Raw genomic sequence first — 21,423 nt, 5'->3', positions numbered from 1 at the left:
TATTGAATCATAATGTTTAAGATTGATCAAAACCACTTGCCCCGGCACATAGCCATTATTATGGACGGCAATGGGCGATGGGCAAAACAGCATGCCATGGGGCGGATTCGAGGCCATAAAAAAGGGGCCCAGGCTGTCAGGGCCACAGTAACGGCATGTCGCGAATTGGGAATTCAATACCTGACATTATTTGCGTTCTCCTCTGAAAACTGGGGCAGGCCCAGCGAGGAAGTTAACGCCCTGATGTTATTGCTTGCAGACTATTTGGACAAGGAAGCACCAACCCTTCAAAAACAGGAAATCAGGCTTACGACCATCGGAGATATTGACCGGCTCTATCCTCCTGTGAGAGAAAAACTTCTGGAAGTGAAAAAGCTTACCGGACAAAACCGGAATATGGTATTGAATCTGGCATTAAGCTACGGCGGCCGTGATGAGATTGTTATTGCAGCACAAAAAATGATAGCAGACAGCCGGGATGGAAAGCTTAAGATCGAAGATATCGATAAGGATATGATGGGACGTTATTTATACACCCATAACATTCCGGATCCCGATCTGCTAATTCGAACCAGCGGCGAGTATCGCATCAGTAATTTTCTTCTCTGGCAGCTGGCATATACTGAACTTTATTTTACGGATGTCTTATGGCCTGATTTTAAGAAGGAGGATTTGTTGAAGGCGATTGCTGTTTACCAGCGCCGCGAGAGGCGTTTCGGATTAACAAGTGAGCAAATCAGCAACAAATAGTTTTTCACAAAAAGGGTAGAAGATGGCAATAAAAAACTCTAATCTGCAAAGATGGCTGACTGGCATTGTTTTAGCGGTGGCAATACTCCTGATCATCTTTTTAGGCCCTTTAGAATTATTGACTGCTGTGGTTACTCTGCTTATTATCGTCGCCGTCTGGGAATATAACGGCATTGTCTTCGGTTCCGGTTTTCTGAAGGAAAAAATTGAAAGTCTGATCTTCGCCATTCTCATTCCGGGATTTATGTTCATCGGCAATGCTCAATTGCTGGTTGCCCTGCTGGTCTTTGCAGTTCTGGTCGTTTTTATTGTCTTTCTGTGGAAGGTCGACGAAACCAGCTTTGATGTATCCTCCGTGGCTAAAGTGATTTTCGGAATGCTCTATATTCCGTTACTGACATCGCACTTTATTTTACTTCGCAAACTGGACAACAATAGCGGCATATATTGGATTTTGCTGGTTCTGGTGATTGGAATTGTCGGCGATACTGTAGCGATGTACGTGGGCAAATCGTTGGGTAAAAGGAAGCTGATTCCACTGGTCAGTCCCGGTAAGACCATTGAAGGTACCATAGGACTTATGATAGGCGGCACCATAGCTGCTACTCTATTCGGTTATTTTTTATTTCGAGAAATCTCTCCGGTCCATTTCGTGATTCTCGGTTTTGTGGGCAGTATTATCGGGCAGCTGGGAGACCTTTGCGAATCCGCCATCAAAAGAAATTACGGCAGAAAGGACGCCAGTTCGTTGTTACCCGGGCACGGGGGGCTCATGGACCGACTGGACAGTCTGATGTTTTTGGCTCCCTTTGTCTATTATTACCGCATTTTTGTGATTGGCTGATGAAAAAGATAACATTATTAGGATCAACAGGTTCCATCGGCGTCAGTACACTGGATGTTATTGCTGAGAACCCTGAAAAATTTAAGGTTGTGGCGCTTGCCGCTGGACGGAACGTCCGGCTTCTGGCCCGACAGATTTTAAAATTTCATCCCAAAATGGTTGCGGTTCAATCCAAACCCGATGCCCGGCGATTGTGCGAAATCCTGGGACCGAAGAATAATATTTCAGTTCTCTATGATGAAACAGGTGCTGAAGAAATTGCTTCTTATCCGTCTTCCGATATCGTAATTTCAGCCATTTCCGGTGCGGCGGGGCTGAAGCCTACACTGGCGGCGATAGAAGCGGGGAAAGACATTGCCCTGGCCAACAAAGAAACTATGGTGGTGGCAGGGGCTGTTGTTACGAAGAAAGCCAGACAAAAAAAGATCAACATTCTTCCCGTGGATAGTGAGCACAGTGCGATATTTCAATGTTTGGCAGGACAGATGCCGCAAAATTTAAAAAAGATTATTCTCACGGCTTCCGGCGGTCCTTTTTTCGGTTTATCGAAGGATGATCTGAAGAAAGTGACACTTCAGCAGGCGCTTAAACATCCGCGCTGGAAAATGGGTCGCAAAATCACGATTGATTCAGCCTCCATGATGAATAAAGGACTGGAAGTTATTGAAGCAAAATGGTTGTTTAATGTGGACATTGCTCATATTGATGTTTTAATTCATCCGCAAAGTGTGGTGCATTCGCTGATTGAACTTCTTGATGGATCAGTTTTAGCGCAACTGGGCATTGCCGACATGAGAATACCGATTGCTTATGCTTTAGGTTATCCGGATCGTTTGACCAATGACCTGCCGATATTAAATCTGGCGAAAACAGGCCCATTAGAGTTTCATCAGCCGGATATGAAAAAGTTTCCCTGTCTTGGGCTGGCTTATGAAGCGGGGCGTTCGGGGGGAACTGCGCCTGTGGTTTTAAACGCCGCCAATGAAGTTGCTGTTGCCGCGTTTCTTGAAAATAAAATTTGCTTTAATGATCTGCCGAAAGTAATAGAAAAAGTGTTGAATAAGCATCAGGCAATGAACAATCCATGTCTGGAAGACATTCTGGGAGTTGATCGCGAGGCCAGAATACAGACCCAAAACGTTATTAAAAAGTTAAAGAAAGGATAATAGTTTGGTTACCTTAATTTCATTTATCGTTTTACTGGGTATTCTGATTTTTGTTCATGAATTCGGTCATTTTCTGGCTGCACGCATTGGTGGAGTGGGGGTTTTAAAATTCTCTCTGGGATTCGGGCCCAAAATTGTCGGGAAAAAAATCGGTGAAACAGAGTATGTCCTGTCCTGGATTCCCCTGGGCGGATTTGTCAAATTGCTGGGTGAGTCCGGCACGGAAGAATTATCACCGGAAGATGAAGAAAGATCTTTTTTTAAACAACCGACCTGGAAGCGCTTACTCATTGTGCTGGCAGGGCCTGTTTTTAACTTCCTGCTTGCCATTGTCATTTTCTTTATTGTTTACATGTATGGACTGCCCAATCTCCTCCCCGTCATCGGCCAGATGTCGCCGGAATCCGCTGCTGAGCAGGCAGGCATTGCAACCGGTGATAAAATTATAATGATGGATGGCAAGAAGATAACGTATTGGGATGAAATAAAACCAATCATAACAGACTCTAAGGGTAAGGATGTTCGGATAGTTGTGGCGCGCGGCAATGAGGAGAAGACGGTGACCGTAAAACCGAAATTATCCAAAGCAAAGAATATTTTCGGCGAGGAAGAATCAACCTACCTGATTGGTGTTTCGCCGGCGGGCAAGACGGTCATTGAAAGGAAAAATCCTTTGATGGCCATCGTTTCTTCATGCAGCAAGACGTGGGAAATAAGCAAGCTGACGGTTATTTCCGTTGTAAAAATGATTGAAGGGGTTATTTCGCCCCGGACGCTCGGCGGACCTATTTTCATAGCTCAGGTGGCGGGGAATCAGGTTAAGGAAGGCATCATCCCGTTTATTCTTTTTATGGCGATTCTTTCAATTAATTTGGGCGTCATCAATTTATTTCCTATTCCTGTTCTGGATGGAGGACATATATTCTTTTATCTCATCGAGATGGTCACGCGCAGAGAAATTCCTCTGAAGGTTAAAGAAATATCTCAACAAATCGGTTTTGTCGCTTTGCTGATGCTGATGCTTTTTGTCATCATGATTGATATTGAACGGCTCAATATTAAACCGATCAACGATGTTTTGAAATTATTTAAGTAATATGTTGACATTAGCTTTCGATACTTCTTCAAAAACAGCCTCGGTATCCCTGCTGCGGGATGAAACAGTTTTATATGATACACTTATCAATAAAGGACTGAACCACTCAGAAGTGCTTCTTCCGTCCATCGACGAGGCCTGCCGGCTGACGGGTATTAAGTTGCCTGAAATTGATTTATTTGCCTGCACATTGGGGCCGGGGTCGTTTACCGGCTTGCGCATTGGCGTCAGTACCCTCAAGGCTTTGATGATGGCAACAGGCAAACCGGCGGCGGGTGTTTCAACCCTTGCCGCACTGGCGCTCAATGTGGACGAAAAAGAAAAAATAATCGGTTCGATGATGGATGCGGGTCGCGGACAGGTTTATCTTGCATACTACCAGTATGGTCAGGACGGTATTTTGAATCAGCTGGAAGCAGCAAGAGCTCTTGATCCACAAAGCATTCTTGATCCCTATGAAGAGCAGGTGATCTATGTGGGCGACGGTGCGATTAAATATGCCGGCGTGGTTGGTTCCCTTTCAGCCAACAAAAATAAACTAGCCCCCGCGGAACAGCAATTTGTATGTGCTTCAGCTGTGGGAACTCTGGCGATTGAAAAATACCGCCGCAATGATTTGCTTGATTTGGCAGGATGTGCTCCTGTTTATTTACGTTCAGCCGATGCGCTGCCGAAAAAGCAAATGCTTCCTTGAAGCAATCCTTGATAAACGCTTATCGATTAAATCTTCTTTTGAATTTTGGACAAAAGCTTATCCACTTTTTGATTGCGGGGATTCAGTGAAAGTACAAACTGCAACCTGCGCATGATATCGGCAATCTTTACCTGATTGGGTGAGTCCTGATAGGTCAGATATTGCAGATTGGCCAGATTGAAGTTTGTATCTTCATGAAAAGGGTTCAGGGCAAGAGATTTACGATAGGAGTCTATTGCAGCCGGGTAATCATTGTTTGCCTCATGAATCAAGCCCACGCTGTTCCAGACATCGGCGTTGTCATGATCCAGCTTCAGAACATTTTGAAATTGCTTTAAAGCGGCAGAATAGTTTCCCAGCTGAAAGTAGAGTCTACCCATATTATACATGGCCTTGAGATGTCCGGGGTTAAGTCGAATAATTTCTGAATATTGATCAATCGCTTCCTCATGCATATCCTGGTGGTCGTATAAAACGGCCAGACAAAAGCGGGCGGAATCATTTTGCCGATTCATTTCAATCGCTTTTAAATATTGCTCAACTGCTTCCTTGTAGTTTCCCTGCAGTTCCAGAATATGACCGATATTAATAACTGCTTCCGGATCCTGAGTATTTAATCCTAACGCTTTTTCATAGGATTGTTTCGCGAAATCGAACATATTCATTTTTTCATAGACATAACCGACGTTATTGAATGCTTCCGGGTTTTGAGGTTCCAGTTCAAGTATTTTAAGGAAGCATTTTAAGGCTTCTTCATAATCCTCCTTATCCAGATAAATGAACCCCATATTTACATAGGCATCTGTTGCGTTCTTGCCTTTTTTAATCAGGTTTTGGTAATGTAATATGACAAGTTCATAATCCTTGATATGAACATCGCGCTGCTTTTTAGGTCTTTTTTTTTCAATAAAATCTCTATCTGATTGATTCATGCCACTCCATCGGGTTTTTATTCTAGACGGCGATTTTCTTTAATATGTTATCTTTGATCTCATTCCAGATATACACAGGATCGGCAAGTGGTGAGCTGGTCAACTGTGGATTATTTTTTATTATTTTAGCTGCCCAGAATCCTGCCGACTTATTGGCGCTCGCACGATTAAATAATTTTACCTGTCTTAAAATATCTTTGGGTATTGCCAGTTGTATTTTATACTCGCCAATCATGACTTCGTCATAATTTTCATTTTCAGTTCTCAGATGTTTTTCATCTTTAAATGAAGAATCTTCCTGTGGAGATTCTATTACAGGAATTGAGGAAATCGGAATCTCAGGCACAGAAGAGATTTCTTTCTGTTTCAGTTCAGAAGTTGCTTGAACGGCTGATTTTGCAGTCTCATTTTGTATGTCTTTATCAGCAGCCACTTCGGTAATAACGGCTTCTTCCGGTTCATTTTCAGCCGCCACAATGAACGAATCTTCGGCATTAAGCGGCCGGATGCGGGGTTTGCGCTGCTGGATAGCCGTTTCACCGAGCTTATGCAATCTTTCTGAGATTAGTGTTACGGTATTAGATGTAATATAATCAAATCCATAATCTTCGGCGGCTTTCAAGGACAATTTACATATCTTATTGACAAGACGCGGAACGCCATGTTCCGATTGTTCCCATATAACAGGGATAGAATCATCAGTGAAAATGTCGTTTTGTGCACCGGCAAGTTTGAGCCTTGTTGTAATGTACGCTTTAACGGCTTCTTCCGATGGAAGCTTATCAATCCGGCCGTAAGTGCTTATACGTTGAAAAAGGTTAATGCGTTTGGGATGTTCCAGCCGTTCGGCCAAATCCATTTGACCGGCCAGGACAATTGTGAAGAGATTCCTTTGATCATCCTGTATGTTTGTTAAAAGACGAAGGTTTTCCAGATTTGCCTGCGATAGGGCATTTGCCTCATCAATAAAAATCACAATTTTTTGCCCGTGATCATGAGCGGTGAATAAAAGATGATTAAAAATTTCCAGTAAGACGGTTTTTTCGTTTTCTTCGCAGGTTTTATCGGTTATCTGACCAATAATTTCTTTCAGGAGCTCGGCAAACGCAATTCCCGGATTTTTAATGGTTACACTTTTGTATTTTTCCGGTTCGAGGGAGTCGATGATCATTCTCAGCGATAGAGTTTTCCCTGAACCCGCTGCGCCGATAATTACCGCAAAAGCCTCATTAGCGCCTTTAACTGCTGAAATTGTTTCGGAAATGACTTTCTTCATGGATACGTGACAATCAGCGTACATGGAAGGATCAGGTACATTATCAAAAGGTGCCTTATGTAAATTCCAGTATTCGCAATACATATGTTTCACGTTATTCTTTGTTTAATACGAATCCCAACATTGCCAGCAGGAAGATGATTAATCCGAATCCAACGAAGGCAAAAGATAAAATAGTGTCGTTCGGATCGGTGCTTCCAAATATCGAGCGTATATTTAGCATATTACCCCAATAAAAAACAAAAATATAGCTTAAAAACAAACCCATCTTTAAAAAACCGAAAAGTGCCGTAACAGTCATGATAATCAGTAAAGACACGATTTGATAAAGAGGTATCGACATCGTACCTTGAAATAAGCTTTCCATAATTTTACTCCTTTTCTGTTAAGATAAACGCTTAAACGATTCAGACGGAAAACGATAATAACCCGTATCCAAAGGATTAACCTTTGCCATTTAGACTAATTTTATTGGTGAATATATTATCGGGAAAATGGAAATGGAATCTGTGATACAGATCACAAAAGCGATTCTTTATTGAAAAATGATTGTTTTAAAATGAAATATTTGTGGTCAATCAGTTCAATTTCGCCGTTTTTCATCATGGTACTGATGATCCGGCTGGCTGTTTCTCTGGAAACTGCCGCGAAGTTAGCCAGATCTTTATGGGTGAGCTTGATATTGATCATTGTACCGTTTTTTCCGACGGTTCCAAATTTTTGACTGAATATTTTTAAAGCCGCGCGAACTTTGTCGCCGGCATCTGCAAAACCAAAGACGTTCAACATGGTCCATGCTTCCCGAAGGCGGGAGCAAAGGAGATCAATGAGTTTCTGAAGGCATTTTTCATTGCTCATAATGAGTTTGATGAAATTGCTTCTGGTGATAAAGCCGATTGTGCAGCTATCCATCGCAATAATGGTTGCCGGAGCCGTTTTGCCGTCCAATATGGCCATCTCGCCGAAGTAATCGTATCTTTTATGGATGGCCAGCATTAACTCTTTACCCGCTTCATTATATCGGATGACTTTGACTTTGCCGGAAATAATAAAATAAAAATAAGAGGGTTCATCTTCTTCCAGCAAAATAACTTGATTTTTAAGAAATTTCTTAACGATAACGACAGATTCAATTTCAGACAGTTCCTTATGTGACAGGCAGGCCAGAAAAGGAATGCCATTGCAAATTTTAAAAAAATCTTCAGAACTGAACTTCATAACTGCATTTTTACAAGAAATGGTCCTGGATAGCAAATCCTTTATTATCAAATATATTTATTGTATAGGACGATAAAGACAAACAGCACTAAGGTAAACAATTGTATGATCCGAAAAGAATGGCGTGAAAGGTCCGGTAAAGATAGAGAGATATTCAGGTGGACAGTCATCGCTTTTTTCATTGCACTATCTGTATTTCCGTCATGCCCGGTTTTTGCCGGAAACAATCTGTCGCAATCGATGCAACTTTCAACCGTATTGAAAACCAGAGTTCCGATTGCATCTGTCGAAGTTAAGAACGCATATCCCCACGATACCGGCGCCTTCACGCAGGGATTGTTTTTTTATCAGGGATATTTTTATGAATCAACCGGACTTAACGACAAATCAACGCTTGTCCGGAAAGAGGTGATAACCGGGAAAATATTGCAGGAGATCAGAATTCCTCCCGAGTATTTTTGCGAGGGGATTGTTTTATTCAAAAATAAAATTTATCAACTGACATGGCAGAATGAAACCGTTTTGATTTATGATGCAAGGTCTTTCCGGGAAATCAGAAAAATAAAATATCACGGAGAAGGTTGGGGATTAACCTCCGACGGCAAATATTTGCTGATGAGCAATGGTTCATCGAACATCACGTTTCATGATCCGGATTCGTTTAAAGTGGTTCGGAAAATCCAGGTCCGTGACGGTAATGCCGAGGTGGGCAAACTCAATGAATTGGAGTTTATCAAAGGCGAAATCTGGGCCAACATATATATGGAAGATTTGATAGTCCGGATTTCACCGAAAAACGGCAGGGTAAACGGCTGGATTGATTTATCGGCCCTCCGTTCTTACCTTCCCATGAATGCCCGGGTCGATGTAATCAACGGTATTGCGTATGACGCAAAAGAAGACCGTATTTTTGTAACGGGGAAATACTGGCCTAAAGTATTTGAAATTAAGTTATCGAGGTAAGTATTTCAAAAACCTTAATTAACTTGACCGTATATCTATTTTGCATTATAAGCGCCGCAGCTTACAACATTCGATATTCAGCTTTGCGAGGGAAAAAATGAGAATAATATTATTAGGCGCACCGGGAGCCGGCAAGGGCACGATAGCCAAGTTGCTTGAAGAATTTGACGGATCCGTACAGATATCCACCGGCGACATTTTGCGATCTGCCGTCAAGGAAGGGAATGCCCTTGGGAAGAAAGCAAAAGAATACATGGATCGGGGAGATCTCGTGCCTGATTCTCTGATTATGGACATTATGGAAGCAAGGCTGCAGGAACCGGATTGCCGGAAGGGATTTATTCTGGATGGTTTTCCGCGGACGATTCCACAGGCGGAAGAACTGAAGAAATTGCTGGCCAAACTCAATATCAAGATGGATTTTGTCGCCAATCTGGAAGTGCCGCGCGATGTTATTCTGGAGCGGCTGACCACGCGCAGAACCTGCTGCAATCCGGCCTGTCAGGCGATTTACAATATCAGAAACAATCCGCCGCAAGAAGACGGCGCCTGCAAGCTGTGTAATCACCAGACCATTCAGCGAGCCGATGAAACGGAGGAGGCCATAACCAATCGTCTGGAGATATATAATCAGAAGACGGCGCCGCTTATCGGATATTATGAAAAAGAAGGTTTGCTGAAAAATTTTCTGTCGCTTATTGCCTCCGACACAATTGCGGAAATTAAAAAATCCCTGAAAGTCTGAATCATCAGGCATTAAATGATTGACTATGAAAAAGAGCTGAACCCCGAACAGTACCGCGTTGTCACAGAACAAGGCGGGCCGCTGCTTGTCCTTGCCGGGGCAGGAAGCGGAAAGACGAGGACACTGACCTACCGGGTGGCGCATCTTCTGGAATCCGGCGTGCGGCCGGAAAGCATTCTGCTTGCGACTTTTACCAATAAAGCCGCCCATGCCATGCTCAACCGGGTGGAGAGTCTTGTCCACTGTTACACCGGAAAAATTATGGGCGGCACGTTTCATTCCATTGCCCATCGGTTCCTCAGAAGTTACGCTTTTCGTCTCGGTTACAACAATAGTTTCTCCATCGTGGATAGTGAAGATGCCCGCCAGATTATCGGATCGGCGATGGCTGAATTAAAGATCGACACCAAACTGACCAAATTCCCCAAGAATAATATTATTGCGGAGATGATCAGTCTGGCGCTGAACACCGAAGCAACGCTGGAAGAGGTGATTGCCTCACGCTATCCTTTCTTTTTGCATTTAAGTCCGGACATTCATCAGATTGCCTGCCTCTATGAGCAGAAGAAGAAAGATTTATCGGTGATGGATTTTGATGATCTGCTAGTCAACTGCCGCCGATTGCTTCGGGAGCACCCCGATATTCTACAGACGCTTTCCCAGCGATTTCAATATGTGCTGGTGGATGAATATCAGGACACCAACATTATTCAGGCGGATATGGTCGATCTGCTGGCTTCCGGCCACCGCAACCTGATGGTGGTGGGAGACGACTCACAAAGCATTTATTCTTTTCGCGGTGCGAATTTCGAGAACATCATTCAGTTTCCCGAGCGTTATCCCGACTGTAAAATATTCAAGCTGGAGACCAACTACCGCAGTACGCCGGAGATCCTGCATCTGGCCAATCTGAGTATCAATAACAATGAAAACCAGTTTCCCAAAGCCCTGAAAGCCGTTCGCAGCAAAGGAATGAGGCCGGTCATGGTTTCCGCGCAAAACGTTTTAAAACAGGCGGATTTCGTCGCGCAAAGGATTACGGAGCTCACCCGCAGCGGCGTGCCGTTTTGCGAGATAGCCGTGCTCTATCGCGCTCATTATCATTCGATGGAAGTGCAGATGGAATTTGTGCGGCGGGATATTCCTTTCGACATCCGTTCCGGCATCCGCTTTTTTGAGCAGGCGCATATCAAGGATGTGACATCCTATATGCGGGTATTGGTTAACCCGCATGATGAACTGGCCTGGCGAAGGCTTTTGATGATGTATCCCAAAATAGGCAAGGTCACCTTTGAAAAAATATGGAGCCGGCTTAATAAACAGGATAATCCCCTGGAAACCTTTTTGACCGATGCGTTTTTGAAATCCGCGCCCAAGCCGGCGCAAAACGGTGTCGGGCTGTGCCGGGACACTCTGCTGGTACTGTTATCGCTGGATGTTCCCGATCGAGTGCCTGAAAAAATCATTGATCTGCTCCTGAACAAAGGCGACTACCGGACGTATCTGCAGGATAATTATTCCGATGCGTCAGCGCGGGAAGAAGACTTAATCCAACTGGGAAATTTTGCGGCCAAGTTTGAAAGGATGGATGACTTTTTGAACGAACTGGCGCTACTCACCAACATGTCCAAGGAAGAAGAAATAGAAGAACGTCAGGAAGACAAGGTTATCTTAAGCACGATCCACCAGGCCAAAGGTCTGGAATGGTCTTATGTCTTTTTGATCTGGTGCGCTGACGGCATGATACCCCTGCAGCGGGCGCTCAAGGAGCCGGGTGGAGAAGAAGAGGAAAGAAGGCTTTTTTATGTGGCCGTGACCAGGGCAAAGGATCAGCTCTACCTTTCTTCTCCCGTTCTGGACTATACCCGGTCAGCAGGCACGCTGACGCTCAGTCCGTCGCGGTTTATCAGCGAAATTGCGCCACTGTCGTTAAAAGACGAACAGCGCCCGTTTGAGCAATGGACGCTGTTCGATGATTATTAAAATACTTTCTGTGGAAACTTAGACAATCTTCAATGAAAGTTCCATCAACTGTTCAATGCTGACCTTGGAAGGGGCGTCGGACATCAAATCCGCTGCCTTTTGTGTTTTCGGGAAGGCGATCACGTCGCGAATTGATTCCGCTTTGGTCATGATCATGGTGAGCCGGTCCAGGCCGAAGGCGAGTCCTCCGTGAGGCGGCGCGCCGAACTCAAGAGCATCCAGCAGAAACCCGAATTTCATTCTTGCATCATCTTCACTTAACCCCAGCGCGCTGAAGACCTGCGACTGCACGTCCTTGCGATGGATACGGATGCTGCCGCCGCCGATTTCCGAGCCGTTGAGCACCAGATCATAGGCTTTTGCCCTTACTTTTCCCGGATCGGTGGTCATGAGCGGTATATCTTCAATGAACGGTGACGTGAAAGGATGATGCGTGGACATGAATCGTTTTTCCGTCTCCGAGTATTCCATCAACGGAAATTCCGTGATCCAGGTGAAGGCCAGGGCATCGGGATCAATCAAGTTCAGTTTCTTGCCCAGATTCAGACGGAGATTGCCTAAAGAATCATTAACGACTTTCGGTGAGTCTGCGACAAAAAAGATGATGTCTCCTTCTTTGGCATCCATGGCTTTGGCAATGGCCGCCACTTCTTCAGGCTTCAGGAATTTAAAGATGGGCGATGTCCAGTCGGCGGCATTGACTTTAGCCCAGGCCAGCCCCTTTGCGCCGTAAATGGCGACAAACTCCGTAAGCCCGTCGAGGTCTTTGCGCGAAAGCGTGGATGCTTTCTCGGCTTTAATGGCCTTAATAACGCCGCCGGTTGCCGCAACTTCCGTAAACAGCTTAAAGCCGGCATTTTTCACGATAGACGTGAGGTCCACAATTTCCATTCCAAAACGTACGTCGGGGTTGTCTTTGCCGTAACGGCTGATGGCGTCGGCGTAAGTTATTCTGGGCAGGGGAAGCGTCAGATCTTTGTCCAGGCAGGCCTTGAAGATGGCTTTCATCAGGCCTTCCATCATCTGCATAATGTCTTCTTCGGAGATAAATGACATCTCCACGTCGATCTGCGTGAATTCCGGCTGGCGGTCGGCGCGCAGGTCTTCGTCGCGGAAACATTTGGCAATTTGAAAATAACGGTCAAACCCGGAGACCATCAACAGCTGCTTGAAGATTTGCGGCGATTGCGGCAGGGCATAAAAGGTTCCCTTGTTGACACGGCTGGGCACCAGATAGTCGCGTGCGCCTTCCGGGGTGCTTTTGCCCAGGAACGGTGTTTCGACTTCGATAAATCCATTATCGTTAAAGTATTGCCGGGTGGCAATGGCCAGCTTACTGCGCAGGAACAGATTTTTTTGAATCGCAGGACGGCGTAAATCCAGATAGCGGTATTTGAGCCGGACGTTTTCGGACGTATCATCTTCATCGAAAGAGAAAGGCGGTGTCTTGGATTCGTTTAATATTTCCAGCTCGGAAATAATCACTTCAATCTTGCCTGTGGCCAGTGCGGGATTATCCATGCCTTCCGGACGTTTTCGCACCTTGCCTTTGACCGCCAGAACATACTCGCTGCGGATTTTATGCGCTTCGCCGTGGACGGTTTCGCCTGCTTCCGGATTGAAGACAATCTGGACGATCCCTTCGCGATCTCGCAGATCGACGAAAATAACGCCGCCATGATCACGCCTTCGTTGAGTCCAGCCCATAAGAATCACTTCTTTGCCGTCATCGGCTAAACTGACCTTTCCGCAATAATGCGTCCTTTTGTCTTTCGAAATAAATTGGCTCACAAAGTTTACCTCTCTTTAATAATATTCGTCACTGCCGCAAGGAGTTGGTCCAGGGGCAGGCTTTGTTGATTTTTGGTAGTCATGTTTCTTAACTCGGCGCGGTTTTCATCAATTTCCTTATCTCCGAAAATCAATGTGTAGGCGCTGTTTAATTTATCGGATCGCTTCATCTGGCTCTTCAAACTTTTATCGGAATAATCCATTGCCGCGCAGATCCCGGTGCGACGTAATTCCTGCGTCAAACCGAATGCAATTTTTTGCGCGCGCGCGCCTAAAGCGGCAATGTATATATCGGTTTGGTACGGTTTTTTATCATCCGGCGGCAGGCAGGCGATGAGACGCTCCATGCCGATTCCGAAGCCGATTCCCGGAACTTCGGGTCCACCCAGAAAACTGACCAGGCCGTCATAACGACCGCCGCCCGCCAGAGAATTCTGCGCGCCCAATGCGCCGGATTTCACTTCAAAGGCTGTTTTTGTATAATAATCCAGGCCGCGCACCATTCGTGGATTGATTTCATAGGTCAGTTTCAGTTCATCGAGATAACTTTTAACTGCCGAAAAATGATCCGAGCATTCCGTACACAGAAAATCCAGGATACGGGGAGCACCGGCAATGACCGAACCACAGGTTTCCACTTTACAATCAAATACGCGCAACGGGTTTGTATAAATACGCCTCTGACAATCAGGGCAGAGATCATTCTCCGATCCTTTCAGAAAATCAACCACAGACTGGGAAAAGACCGGCCGACAGGCCTTGCAGCCCAGTGAGTTAATTTCCAGCGATAACTTTTCGACACCAGCTGTCTGCAGAAAATGCATCAGCATGAAAATAACTTCCGCATCGGATGCCGGTTGATCATCTCCAAATAATTCCACGTCAATCTGATGAAACTGCCGGAAACGGCCTTTTTGCGGGCGTTCGCGGCGAAACATCGGACCCATGGTATACAGCTTGGTAATTGGATCGGACCCCAGGAGGTTATGTTCAATGTAAGCGCGGATGACGGACGCCGTGGCTTCCGGGCGCAGGGTCAAAAGTTCGTCGTCCCGGTCGCGGAAAGTGTACATTTCCTTTTCGACAATATCGGTGGTCTCGCCGATACTGCGCTGGAATAACGATGTTTTTTCCATAATCGGCACACGAATTTCGCAAAAGCCGAAGCATTCAAAAACTTTGCGGGCCGTTAATTCAACCTGATGCCAGATGGGTGAATCCTTGGGGAGAATATCTTTAATGCCCTTGATCGCTGTAATTTTTTCCATAGTTATATCCTAATATAAAGCGGTATTTTCTAGCATATCGCCTGTACGTTCGCAATCAAATATTATAAATGTCAGGATGATATCCGCATTGCCGATACAGGGTAAATTTTCAGACCAAGCCGCTGTTCAATAATAACTGGATAAAAAGATTATTTCTTAACGGCGTCTAACCGGATTATGCATATTGACAGGCATGTATCATTTATCAGTTTTCTGACGGGCATTGAAAGGTGAGTTCTGGAAGATAGAATAACTTCAGGTGCGACAAATGACTCATTCCAGACAAAAAAGAGAGTGGCCTTTGCAGGCCACTCCGGATTAACTCTTGAAATTAAGCCCAGACCGTCTTTTTAACATGATCGAATGTCACTTCTTTTATAGGATACATGTCTTCGACAATTTCTTCCGGTTCAAACCAGAGCTTAATCTCTTTTTCGGCATCTTCCGGGCTGGAAGATGCATGGACAACATTTTCAAATACTCCCGATGTCGTGATTCGGCCGTAGGCACCTCTTATGGATACGGGGTTGGCTTTCTCCGGATCCGTATCGCCGACAATATCCCGAATTTTGAAAATGGCGTCATCCCCCTGATAGACCAGTGCGAGAACTCTGTGAGTATTGTGCACGTCACCCACGATATACTGGATCAATTCTTCAAAAAAAGGCTTATCCTTGAGATGTTCATAATGTTTTTCGGCCAGTTGACGGCTGACACGCACCACCTTTGCGCCCATGATGGTCAATTTCGCCTCTGCTAACCGGGATATAACATTTCCCGTCAGTGACTTTACAAGCCCATCAGGTTTAATAATGATTAACGTTTGTTGAATGGCCATATACCTTCCCCCAATTTAGTATTATTAGATTCTTTTTTTTAATATGGTCCCCATAACTTAAAAATGAAGAATTTACAACGACTAATGATAGGTCTGATGGAATGCCGGTGCACTACTTCAGCCAGGGTGTGATATCGAGCGATTTTCCATCGGTTTGCACGAAAATCGCGCCTTGCTGATCCGTACGGTACACCGTGACATGACCGGACAGGTAGCGGTTGAGTACGGTAGGATGCGGATGGCGAAAGACATTGTTTTTACCTGAACTGACAATGGCATAGTGAGGACAAACGGCGCTGATAAATTGCATGGAGCTGGAATGTCTGGAGCCGTGATGCGGCACAAACAAAAGATCGCTTTTTAAATTCTGCCCGGAAGCGATCAGGTTTGCTTCCACGCGCCCGGAAATGTCACCGGTCAAAAGAAAGCTTCTATCCCCATAGGTTATTTTTGCAACCAATGAAGCGTCATTCATGTCATCGTAGGATACTTCCGAATCATTAAAAAATTGTTTGTGGAAAGGCCATAGAAATTGAATATGAACACCAGAAATATTTTCAGACGGTGATTGTGCCGAAAGCTGCTTTATTCTTATTTTTTTCTCCAGAATTGTTTTTTTCCATAGCAGGTAAAGGTCATCATCAGCGTGGACACCGGTGTGCCATATTTCTTTGACGGCAAAGTTTTCAGCGATATGAATCAATCCCTGAAGATGGTCAGGGTGAGGATGTGTCGACACGACAATATCAATTTTCCCGATTCGTCCGGCGTAAAGAAATGGTGCGATAACTGACTTGCCCATATCAAAGGAACTGTCAGAAAATCCGCCGCCGTCAATGAGCATATTGATCCCGCGGGGAAACTGGACAAGAGTGGATGAGCCCTGGCCGACGTCAACGGCCGTTATTTTTAAATGGGTGGAATATTTATCTTTCGCCAGCAGATAAACGGCATCCGTAAAAAGCAGAGCCACCGAAATCAGGAGAGCCGTCCTGATCAATAAGGGATGACGCGCCGGGAATCCTTTTTTATTTATCTTATCTTCGGGTGTTATGACCTCGATTATAAGAAAAATAAAAACATAGAAAATAATTATTTCAGCAATGTTTGGTTTCGTGAAGCTGAAAGTCGACCAGGATAAGGAAGCCAGCCGATTGATGATCTCGACGGAGAAGTGTGTAAAAAAAGATGCTGCTTTGATGCAAAAACCTGCAATGGCGGGTGAGAATATTGCCGTCAGAATAAAAGCCATTGCCGGGATCAACGCCAGCATACCCAGCAGGGGGACCGCAATGAGATTGGCGATTAATGTCACGGCGGAGACGCGGTTAAAATAAAAAACAATAATGGGCAGGGTGCCTAATGTGGCGGCGGCGGACACCAGGATAAAAATATAAGTACGGTGAATAAACGTTTGCAATAAATGCGGCGTTGATGACAAAAAATCAAATGTTGTCTTGCTGAATTTTGGAACGATATACAAAATGGCAAAAACCGCGCTGAAGGAAAGTTGAAAAGAAATTTCGAAAAGGGACTCCGGTGCAAGAATCAGAATGATCAACGCCGCGCCGAACAGAATATTGTAAAGGTCTCTTTGTTTGCCAATGATCAACGCCAGCAGAAAAGCCAGAGTCATGAGCGTTGAACGAAGGACGGTTGTTCCCATTCCGGCGACCAGGGCGTAAACGATAACCGGGATGAAAGCAGCGGCTGTTGCCATTTTGATGATATTGAATTTGAGCATCATATATTCTGAAGATTTCAGCAGAAAAAATATCAGGAAAAAACCGCCTGCCGCTACCATGCCGATATGCAGCCCGGAAATGGACAGAATGTGAGACGTGCCGGTTTTGGCGAAATTGTCGCGTACGTCCATGGGAATAGCTTTTTGATTGCCGATGGTCATGGCTTCAATGATTTCTCTTTGCGGAGACGGAGCATTGGCATAAATTAGTTGTTTTAAATATAAACGAAAAGTTTCCAGCTTCAGCTTGATACCGCTTGCCGAATTGGGCCGGATCAGAACAATGCCGGCGCCATTGGCGATAAAACCTGCGGCATAAATACCCTGCCGGTTGAGATAACGTTCATAATCGAACCCGCCCGGATTGTGAAAACTCTGGATTTTCTTAATTTTAGAATGAAAACGGATAAAGTCACCGTATTGAAAACTGAGGTCCGAAGGGATGACCAGACGAATATTCCCCGTCACAGGGAGATAGGAATTATTTTTTATGATTCTCCGGCAACGCACTACCAGAGCATTGTTTGACGGGGAAATCTGATCGTTTGCCAGGACGATGCCCTCCACCGTCAATATCCCCTGGCTTGTCTGGTAGATAATATGCTGATCATTTTGGGTCAGGTATTGTTGTCTTTGAGCGTTAAATAAACCGATGATCAGCATCAGAATAAGGATCAGGAAAAAAGCGGATCGGTTCCATTGATTTCTGACACAGACCAGTAAAACAAGCAGGACCACCAGCGCTCCACCCGGGAAAAGAAAAAAAGGTAAAATGATGGAATCGCCGATGATCATACCGGTCATCAGAGCAATGAGGGGATACAATAGAGGTCTCTGCATAAAAAGCCATTCATCTTTTAATCACCAGCCTGCCGCGAGCCGGTTGATTAAAAAGCTCAAAAGATTAGCTAAAAACCATAAAATATTATAAACTCTCAATAAGGATCAAATTCAAAATTATTCGGAAACAGGCCATGTCTCACAATATAGAGCAAGACGAAAGAACCTGGCAGAGACTCAAACTGCTGATTTTCAGCAGAGTGATGGTCCTCTCCATATTTTTACTGGTTACTTTTTTTCTCGGCACGATCAGACCGGCTATCCCGGTTTCATCGTCGCTTCTCTATTTAATTTATGCTGTTATTATTGTGATGTATTGCCTGTCGATAGTTTATACACTGCTTTTAAGAAAAGAAAAGTTTTTTCAGATTAATATTTATGTTCAATTGGCAGTCGATATTTGCCTGATTTCTTTTCTGGTCTACCTAACCGGCAGCATCGGCAGCAACTATTCGCTGCTTTATACGCTGGTCATTATCTATTCCGCGATTTTCCTGGGGCGCAGGGGCGCTTTAATATTTGCCTCGGCTTGCGGCATTGCGTATGGACTTGTGCTGGATCTTGAATATTTCGAGATCATTCCCACCCTCTCTTCCACCGGCCGTGACTATTCTGTTGAAGCAAGCGACGTATTTGTCAGAATCATCGTTCATATTTTATCGTTTTACATTGTAGCCTTTCTGGCCAGCTTTGTCGTTGAACAGGAAAAGAAAACCAGGTCTTTATTGAAAGAAAGAGAGTCGGCTTTTGACCAGTTGGATCTTCTTTTCCGCAGCATCATTGAATCGGTGGATACCGGCATTATGACGACAACATTACAGGGCCGGATTAAGACGTTCAACCGGGCGGCCGAGACGATTACAGGCCTTCACTTCAGGTCAATAGAAAACCGTCAAATCAAAGATGTTTTTCCGGTCTTCGCGTCTCTGTTTGACGTGAATGATGATGAATGGATCAAAGGCAGAAGAGAAATAACCTTAACCGGCAGGGAAGGGACGCAGGTTCATCTCGGTTGCTCAATTTCTCCGCTGAAAGACAGACACGATGTGCAGATAGGCCGTATTTTGATCTTTCAGGACTTAACCGAAATCAAGCGTATGGAGGAAAATCTTGAAAAAAGTAAAAGGCTGGCTTTGATTGGTGAAATGGCTGCCGGTCTTGCGCACGAAATGAGAAATCCCCTGGCATCGATTACCGGTTCCATCCAATTGCTGGGGCAGGCGGCAAACATGGAAGAAACGGATAGACGGTTGATGCAGATCATCATGCGGGGCAAAGACCGGCTGGATAACTTCGTACGGGATTTTCTTCTGCTGGCCCGCCCGGTTCCCGAATCCAGAGAAACCATAAGTGTTGATGACGTTGCCGAGGAAGTTTTGGAAAATTTAAAAATGTCTGACGAATGGGCGGAAGGCATAAAAGTAGTCAAAAAATTTTCCGGTCGGAAAAAAGCTTTCGCCAATAAAGAACAAATCCGGCAAATCATTCAAAATCTGATTCTTAATGCCGTGCAGGCCATGGAAGGAGCAGGCAATTTATTTCTTGAAATTAAAACCGTAAACCTGGAAGATAGAAAAGACTACACGGCAATTAAAGTAACGGATGATGGATGCGGGATTGAAGAAAAAGATTTAAAAAATGTCTTTGAACCTTTTTTTACCAACAAGGAAAAGGGTACGGGATTAGGGTTGGCCATCGTCAGCCGTATTGTCGACGGTTATGGCGGGAAGGTAAAAATTGAAAGTCAGATTAACCTGGGCACGTCCGTTACGGTGTGGCTGCCCTGTGAATAAAGTATGAACATTGATAAAAAGGAGTAGCACCATGGCGAAGATTCTGGTTCTCGACGACGATCAAGGCATGCGGGAATTTATGGAAATCATGTTGACCAAAGAGGGATATGACGTCACTTCCGCCGACAGTCCCGTGAGGGCAATTAATCTGTGTCGCAAAACGGCGTATGATTTGGTCATCACGGATTTGAAAATGCCCAAAATCGACGGTATTGAATTTTTGAAAACCATCAAGGATCACCGGCCGGAAACCGTTGTCATATTGATTACCGCTTATGCTTCCGGTGAAACAGCCGTCAATGCGATGAAGGAAGGCGCTTACGATTATGTGGAAAAAGGCGGCAGCATTGAAGAATTGAAGCAGATCGTTCGTCAGGCCTTATTAAAGAACGGTCTGGTCAGTGATAATCAAGTTCCGAAAAGCGAAACAATCGAGACGTCTTTTTGCGGTATGATCGGAACCAGCAGGGAAATGGCCAGGGTGTTCGCGACGATTAAAAAGGTGGCCGACACACCGGCGAACATTCTGATTCTGGGAGAAAGCGGTACCGGCAAGGAACTGGTCGCCCGCGCCATACACGCCAATTCTTCCCGTTCCAGGATGCCGTTTATGGCCATTAACAGCGGCGGCATTCCGGAGAATCTGCTGGAAAGTGAGCTGTTTGGTTACATGAAGGGGTCCTTTACCGGTGCTTATGCGGATCGGGCGGGTCTGTTCGAATTAGCTAAAGGGGGTACGGTATTCCTGGATGAAATTGGCGAACTGCCGCCGGTGCTGCAGGTTAAACTCCTGAGAGTCGTGCAGGAAAAGACTTTTCGGCGCATCGGAGGAGGAGACGATATCAAAGTGGATGTGCGTATTATCTCCGCCACCAATCAGAACCTGAAGGAAAAGGTCAGAAAAGGCGAATTTCGTGAAGATCTCTATTTTCGTTTGAATGTTATTCCCATCCAGATGCCGCCGCTTCGGGATAGAAGAGATGATATTCCCCTTTTAACCAAACATTTCATTGAAAAATATGCCCGCGAGTTTGACAAAGAAGTGCGGATGATTTCCTCATATGCCATGGAATTGCTGATGGGATACGCTTTCCCCGGTAATATTCGCGAGCTGGAAAATATCATTGAACGCGGCGTGGCGATGGAAACGTCGAATATAATTTTACCCGAGAATCTGGTGCTGTCCGTCGAGGCCGATGGCACTGAGAAAAATATTGATTTGAATATCCCCGACACGGGTATTGATCTGAATGCCGAGCTGGAAAAAATTGAAAAAAGAATAATAGAAAAAGCACTGCGAAAAACAAAAGGGGTCAAAACAAGAGCCGCCGAGATGCTGGGGGTTACCAGTGATTCCCTGAAGTACCGCATCGAAAAGCTGGGCGTGGAATAAGCACCGGCAACTTTCGATATCGCTTAGCAGATTGAATCTGGCCCCTAAATACTAAGCTGCCGGAGGGAATGAATAGCGCAATAACGTCC

The 21,423-nt window shown here is 45.0% G+C and carries 18 protein-coding genes; 10 read left to right on the top strand and 8 right to left on the bottom strand.

What is annotated here, in order from left to right; all coding sequences use genetic code 11:
- Window positions 1-12: 12 nt before the first annotated feature.
- The 5 genes from CVU71_04245 to tsaB are packed head-to-tail and all read left to right on the top strand — an operon-like array spanning window position 13 to window position 4,550.
- Window positions 13-750 carry a hypothetical protein gene (locus CVU71_04245; protein ID PKN20994.1) on the top strand — a complete coding sequence of 246 codons (738 nt, stop codon included), beginning with the start codon at window positions 13-15 and terminating at the stop codon, window positions 748-750.
- Between the two features lie 22 nt (window positions 751-772).
- Window positions 773-1,594, top strand: a complete 822-nt coding sequence (locus CVU71_04240) for a hypothetical protein (GenBank protein ID PKN20993.1) — start codon at window positions 773-775, stop codon at window positions 1,592-1,594.
- Window positions 1,594-2,760, top strand: a complete 1,167-nt coding sequence (locus CVU71_04235) for a 1-deoxy-D-xylulose-5-phosphate reductoisomerase (protein PKN20992.1) — start codon at window positions 1,594-1,596, stop codon at window positions 2,758-2,760. The genes CVU71_04240 and CVU71_04235 overlap by 1 nt, the downstream gene beginning before the upstream one ends.
- A gap of 4 nt (window positions 2,761-2,764) precedes the next feature.
- Window positions 2,765-3,856 carry an RIP metalloprotease RseP gene (locus CVU71_04230; protein PKN20991.1) on the top strand — a complete coding sequence of 364 codons (1,092 nt, stop codon included), beginning with the start codon at window positions 2,765-2,767 and terminating at the stop codon, window positions 3,854-3,856.
- A 1-nt stretch (window position 3,857) separates the two neighbouring features.
- On the top strand, window positions 3,858-4,550 hold the full coding sequence (gene tsaB, locus CVU71_04225; GenBank protein PKN20990.1) for a tRNA (adenosine(37)-N6)-threonylcarbamoyltransferase complex dimerization subunit type 1 TsaB: 693 nt from the start codon (window positions 3,858-3,860) through the stop codon (window positions 4,548-4,550).
- A 26-nt stretch (window positions 4,551-4,576) separates the two neighbouring features.
- Here tsaB and CVU71_04220 read toward each other — a convergent pair whose 3' ends face one another.
- From CVU71_04220 to CVU71_04205, 4 genes are all read right to left on the bottom strand, one after another.
- Entirely contained in the window at window positions 4,577-5,482 is a 906-nt protein-coding gene (locus CVU71_04220) for a hypothetical protein (GenBank protein ID PKN20989.1), read from the bottom strand.
- Between the two features lie 22 nt (window positions 5,483-5,504).
- Window positions 5,505-6,842 (bottom strand): hypothetical protein, encoded by a 1,338-nt coding sequence (locus CVU71_04215; protein ID PKN20988.1) that lies wholly within the window; start codon window positions 6,840-6,842, stop codon window positions 5,505-5,507.
- Window positions 6,843-6,852: 10 nt separating this feature from the next.
- Entirely contained in the window at window positions 6,853-7,125 is a 273-nt protein-coding gene (locus CVU71_04210; protein ID PKN20987.1) for a hypothetical protein, read from the bottom strand.
- 152 nt (window positions 7,126-7,277) lie between these two features.
- Complete coding sequence (locus CVU71_04205; protein PKN20986.1) at window positions 7,278-7,976, bottom strand: Crp/Fnr family transcriptional regulator; 699 nt, start codon at window positions 7,974-7,976, stop codon at window positions 7,278-7,280.
- A gap of 105 nt (window positions 7,977-8,081) precedes the next feature.
- Between CVU71_04205 and CVU71_04200 the strand changes: the two genes are divergently transcribed.
- The 3 genes from CVU71_04200 (at window position 8,082) to CVU71_04190 (ending at window position 11,667) form a co-directional block, all read left to right on the top strand.
- Complete coding sequence (locus CVU71_04200; GenBank protein ID PKN20985.1) at window positions 8,082-8,939, top strand: glutamine cyclotransferase; 858 nt, start codon at window positions 8,082-8,084, stop codon at window positions 8,937-8,939.
- A gap of 97 nt (window positions 8,940-9,036) precedes the next feature.
- Window positions 9,037-9,684 carry an adenylate kinase gene (locus CVU71_04195; GenBank protein PKN20984.1) on the top strand — a complete coding sequence of 216 codons (648 nt, stop codon included), beginning with the start codon at window positions 9,037-9,039 and terminating at the stop codon, window positions 9,682-9,684.
- A 15-nt stretch (window positions 9,685-9,699) separates the two neighbouring features.
- The gene (locus tag CVU71_04190) at window positions 9,700-11,667 is read left to right on the top strand and encodes an ATP-dependent DNA helicase (GenBank protein ID PKN20983.1); all 1,968 of its coding nucleotides are present in this window, start codon (window positions 9,700-9,702) and stop codon (window positions 11,665-11,667) included.
- A gap of 18 nt (window positions 11,668-11,685) precedes the next feature.
- Here the strand turns inward: CVU71_04190 and CVU71_04185 are convergent, their stop codons facing one another.
- From CVU71_04185 to CVU71_04170, 4 genes are all read right to left on the bottom strand, one after another.
- Entirely contained in the window at window positions 11,686-13,458 is a 1,773-nt protein-coding gene (locus tag CVU71_04185; GenBank protein ID PKN20982.1) for an aspartate--tRNA ligase, read from the bottom strand.
- A 5-nt stretch (window positions 13,459-13,463) separates the two neighbouring features.
- Complete coding sequence (locus CVU71_04180) at window positions 13,464-14,726, bottom strand: histidine--tRNA ligase (GenBank protein PKN20981.1); 1,263 nt, start codon at window positions 14,724-14,726, stop codon at window positions 13,464-13,466.
- Window positions 14,727-15,057: 331 nt separating this feature from the next.
- Window positions 15,058-15,564, bottom strand: a complete 507-nt coding sequence (locus CVU71_04175) for a nucleoside-diphosphate kinase (GenBank protein PKN20980.1) — start codon at window positions 15,562-15,564, stop codon at window positions 15,058-15,060.
- 112 nt (window positions 15,565-15,676) lie between these two features.
- Window positions 15,677-18,148 carry a DNA internalization-related competence protein ComEC/Rec2 gene (locus CVU71_04170; GenBank protein PKN20979.1) on the bottom strand — a complete coding sequence of 824 codons (2,472 nt, stop codon included), beginning with the start codon at window positions 18,146-18,148 and terminating at the stop codon, window positions 15,677-15,679.
- Window positions 18,149-18,282: 134 nt separating this feature from the next.
- Here CVU71_04170 and CVU71_04165 point away from each other — a divergent pair, with 134 nt between their 5' ends.
- Window positions 18,283-19,941 (top strand): hypothetical protein, encoded by a 1,659-nt coding sequence (locus CVU71_04165; protein ID PKN20978.1) that lies wholly within the window; start codon window positions 18,283-18,285, stop codon window positions 19,939-19,941.
- A gap of 31 nt (window positions 19,942-19,972) precedes the next feature.
- Entirely contained in the window at window positions 19,973-21,334 is a 1,362-nt protein-coding gene (locus tag CVU71_04160) for a Fis family transcriptional regulator (protein PKN20977.1), read from the top strand.
- Window positions 21,335-21,423 lie beyond the last annotated feature (89 nt).

This window comes from Deltaproteobacteria bacterium HGW-Deltaproteobacteria-6, from assembly GCA_002840435.1.
Lineage (GTDB): Bacteria > Desulfobacterota > Syntrophia > Syntrophales > Smithellaceae > UBA8904.
This window is presented reverse-complemented; position numbering and strand designations above follow the sequence as displayed.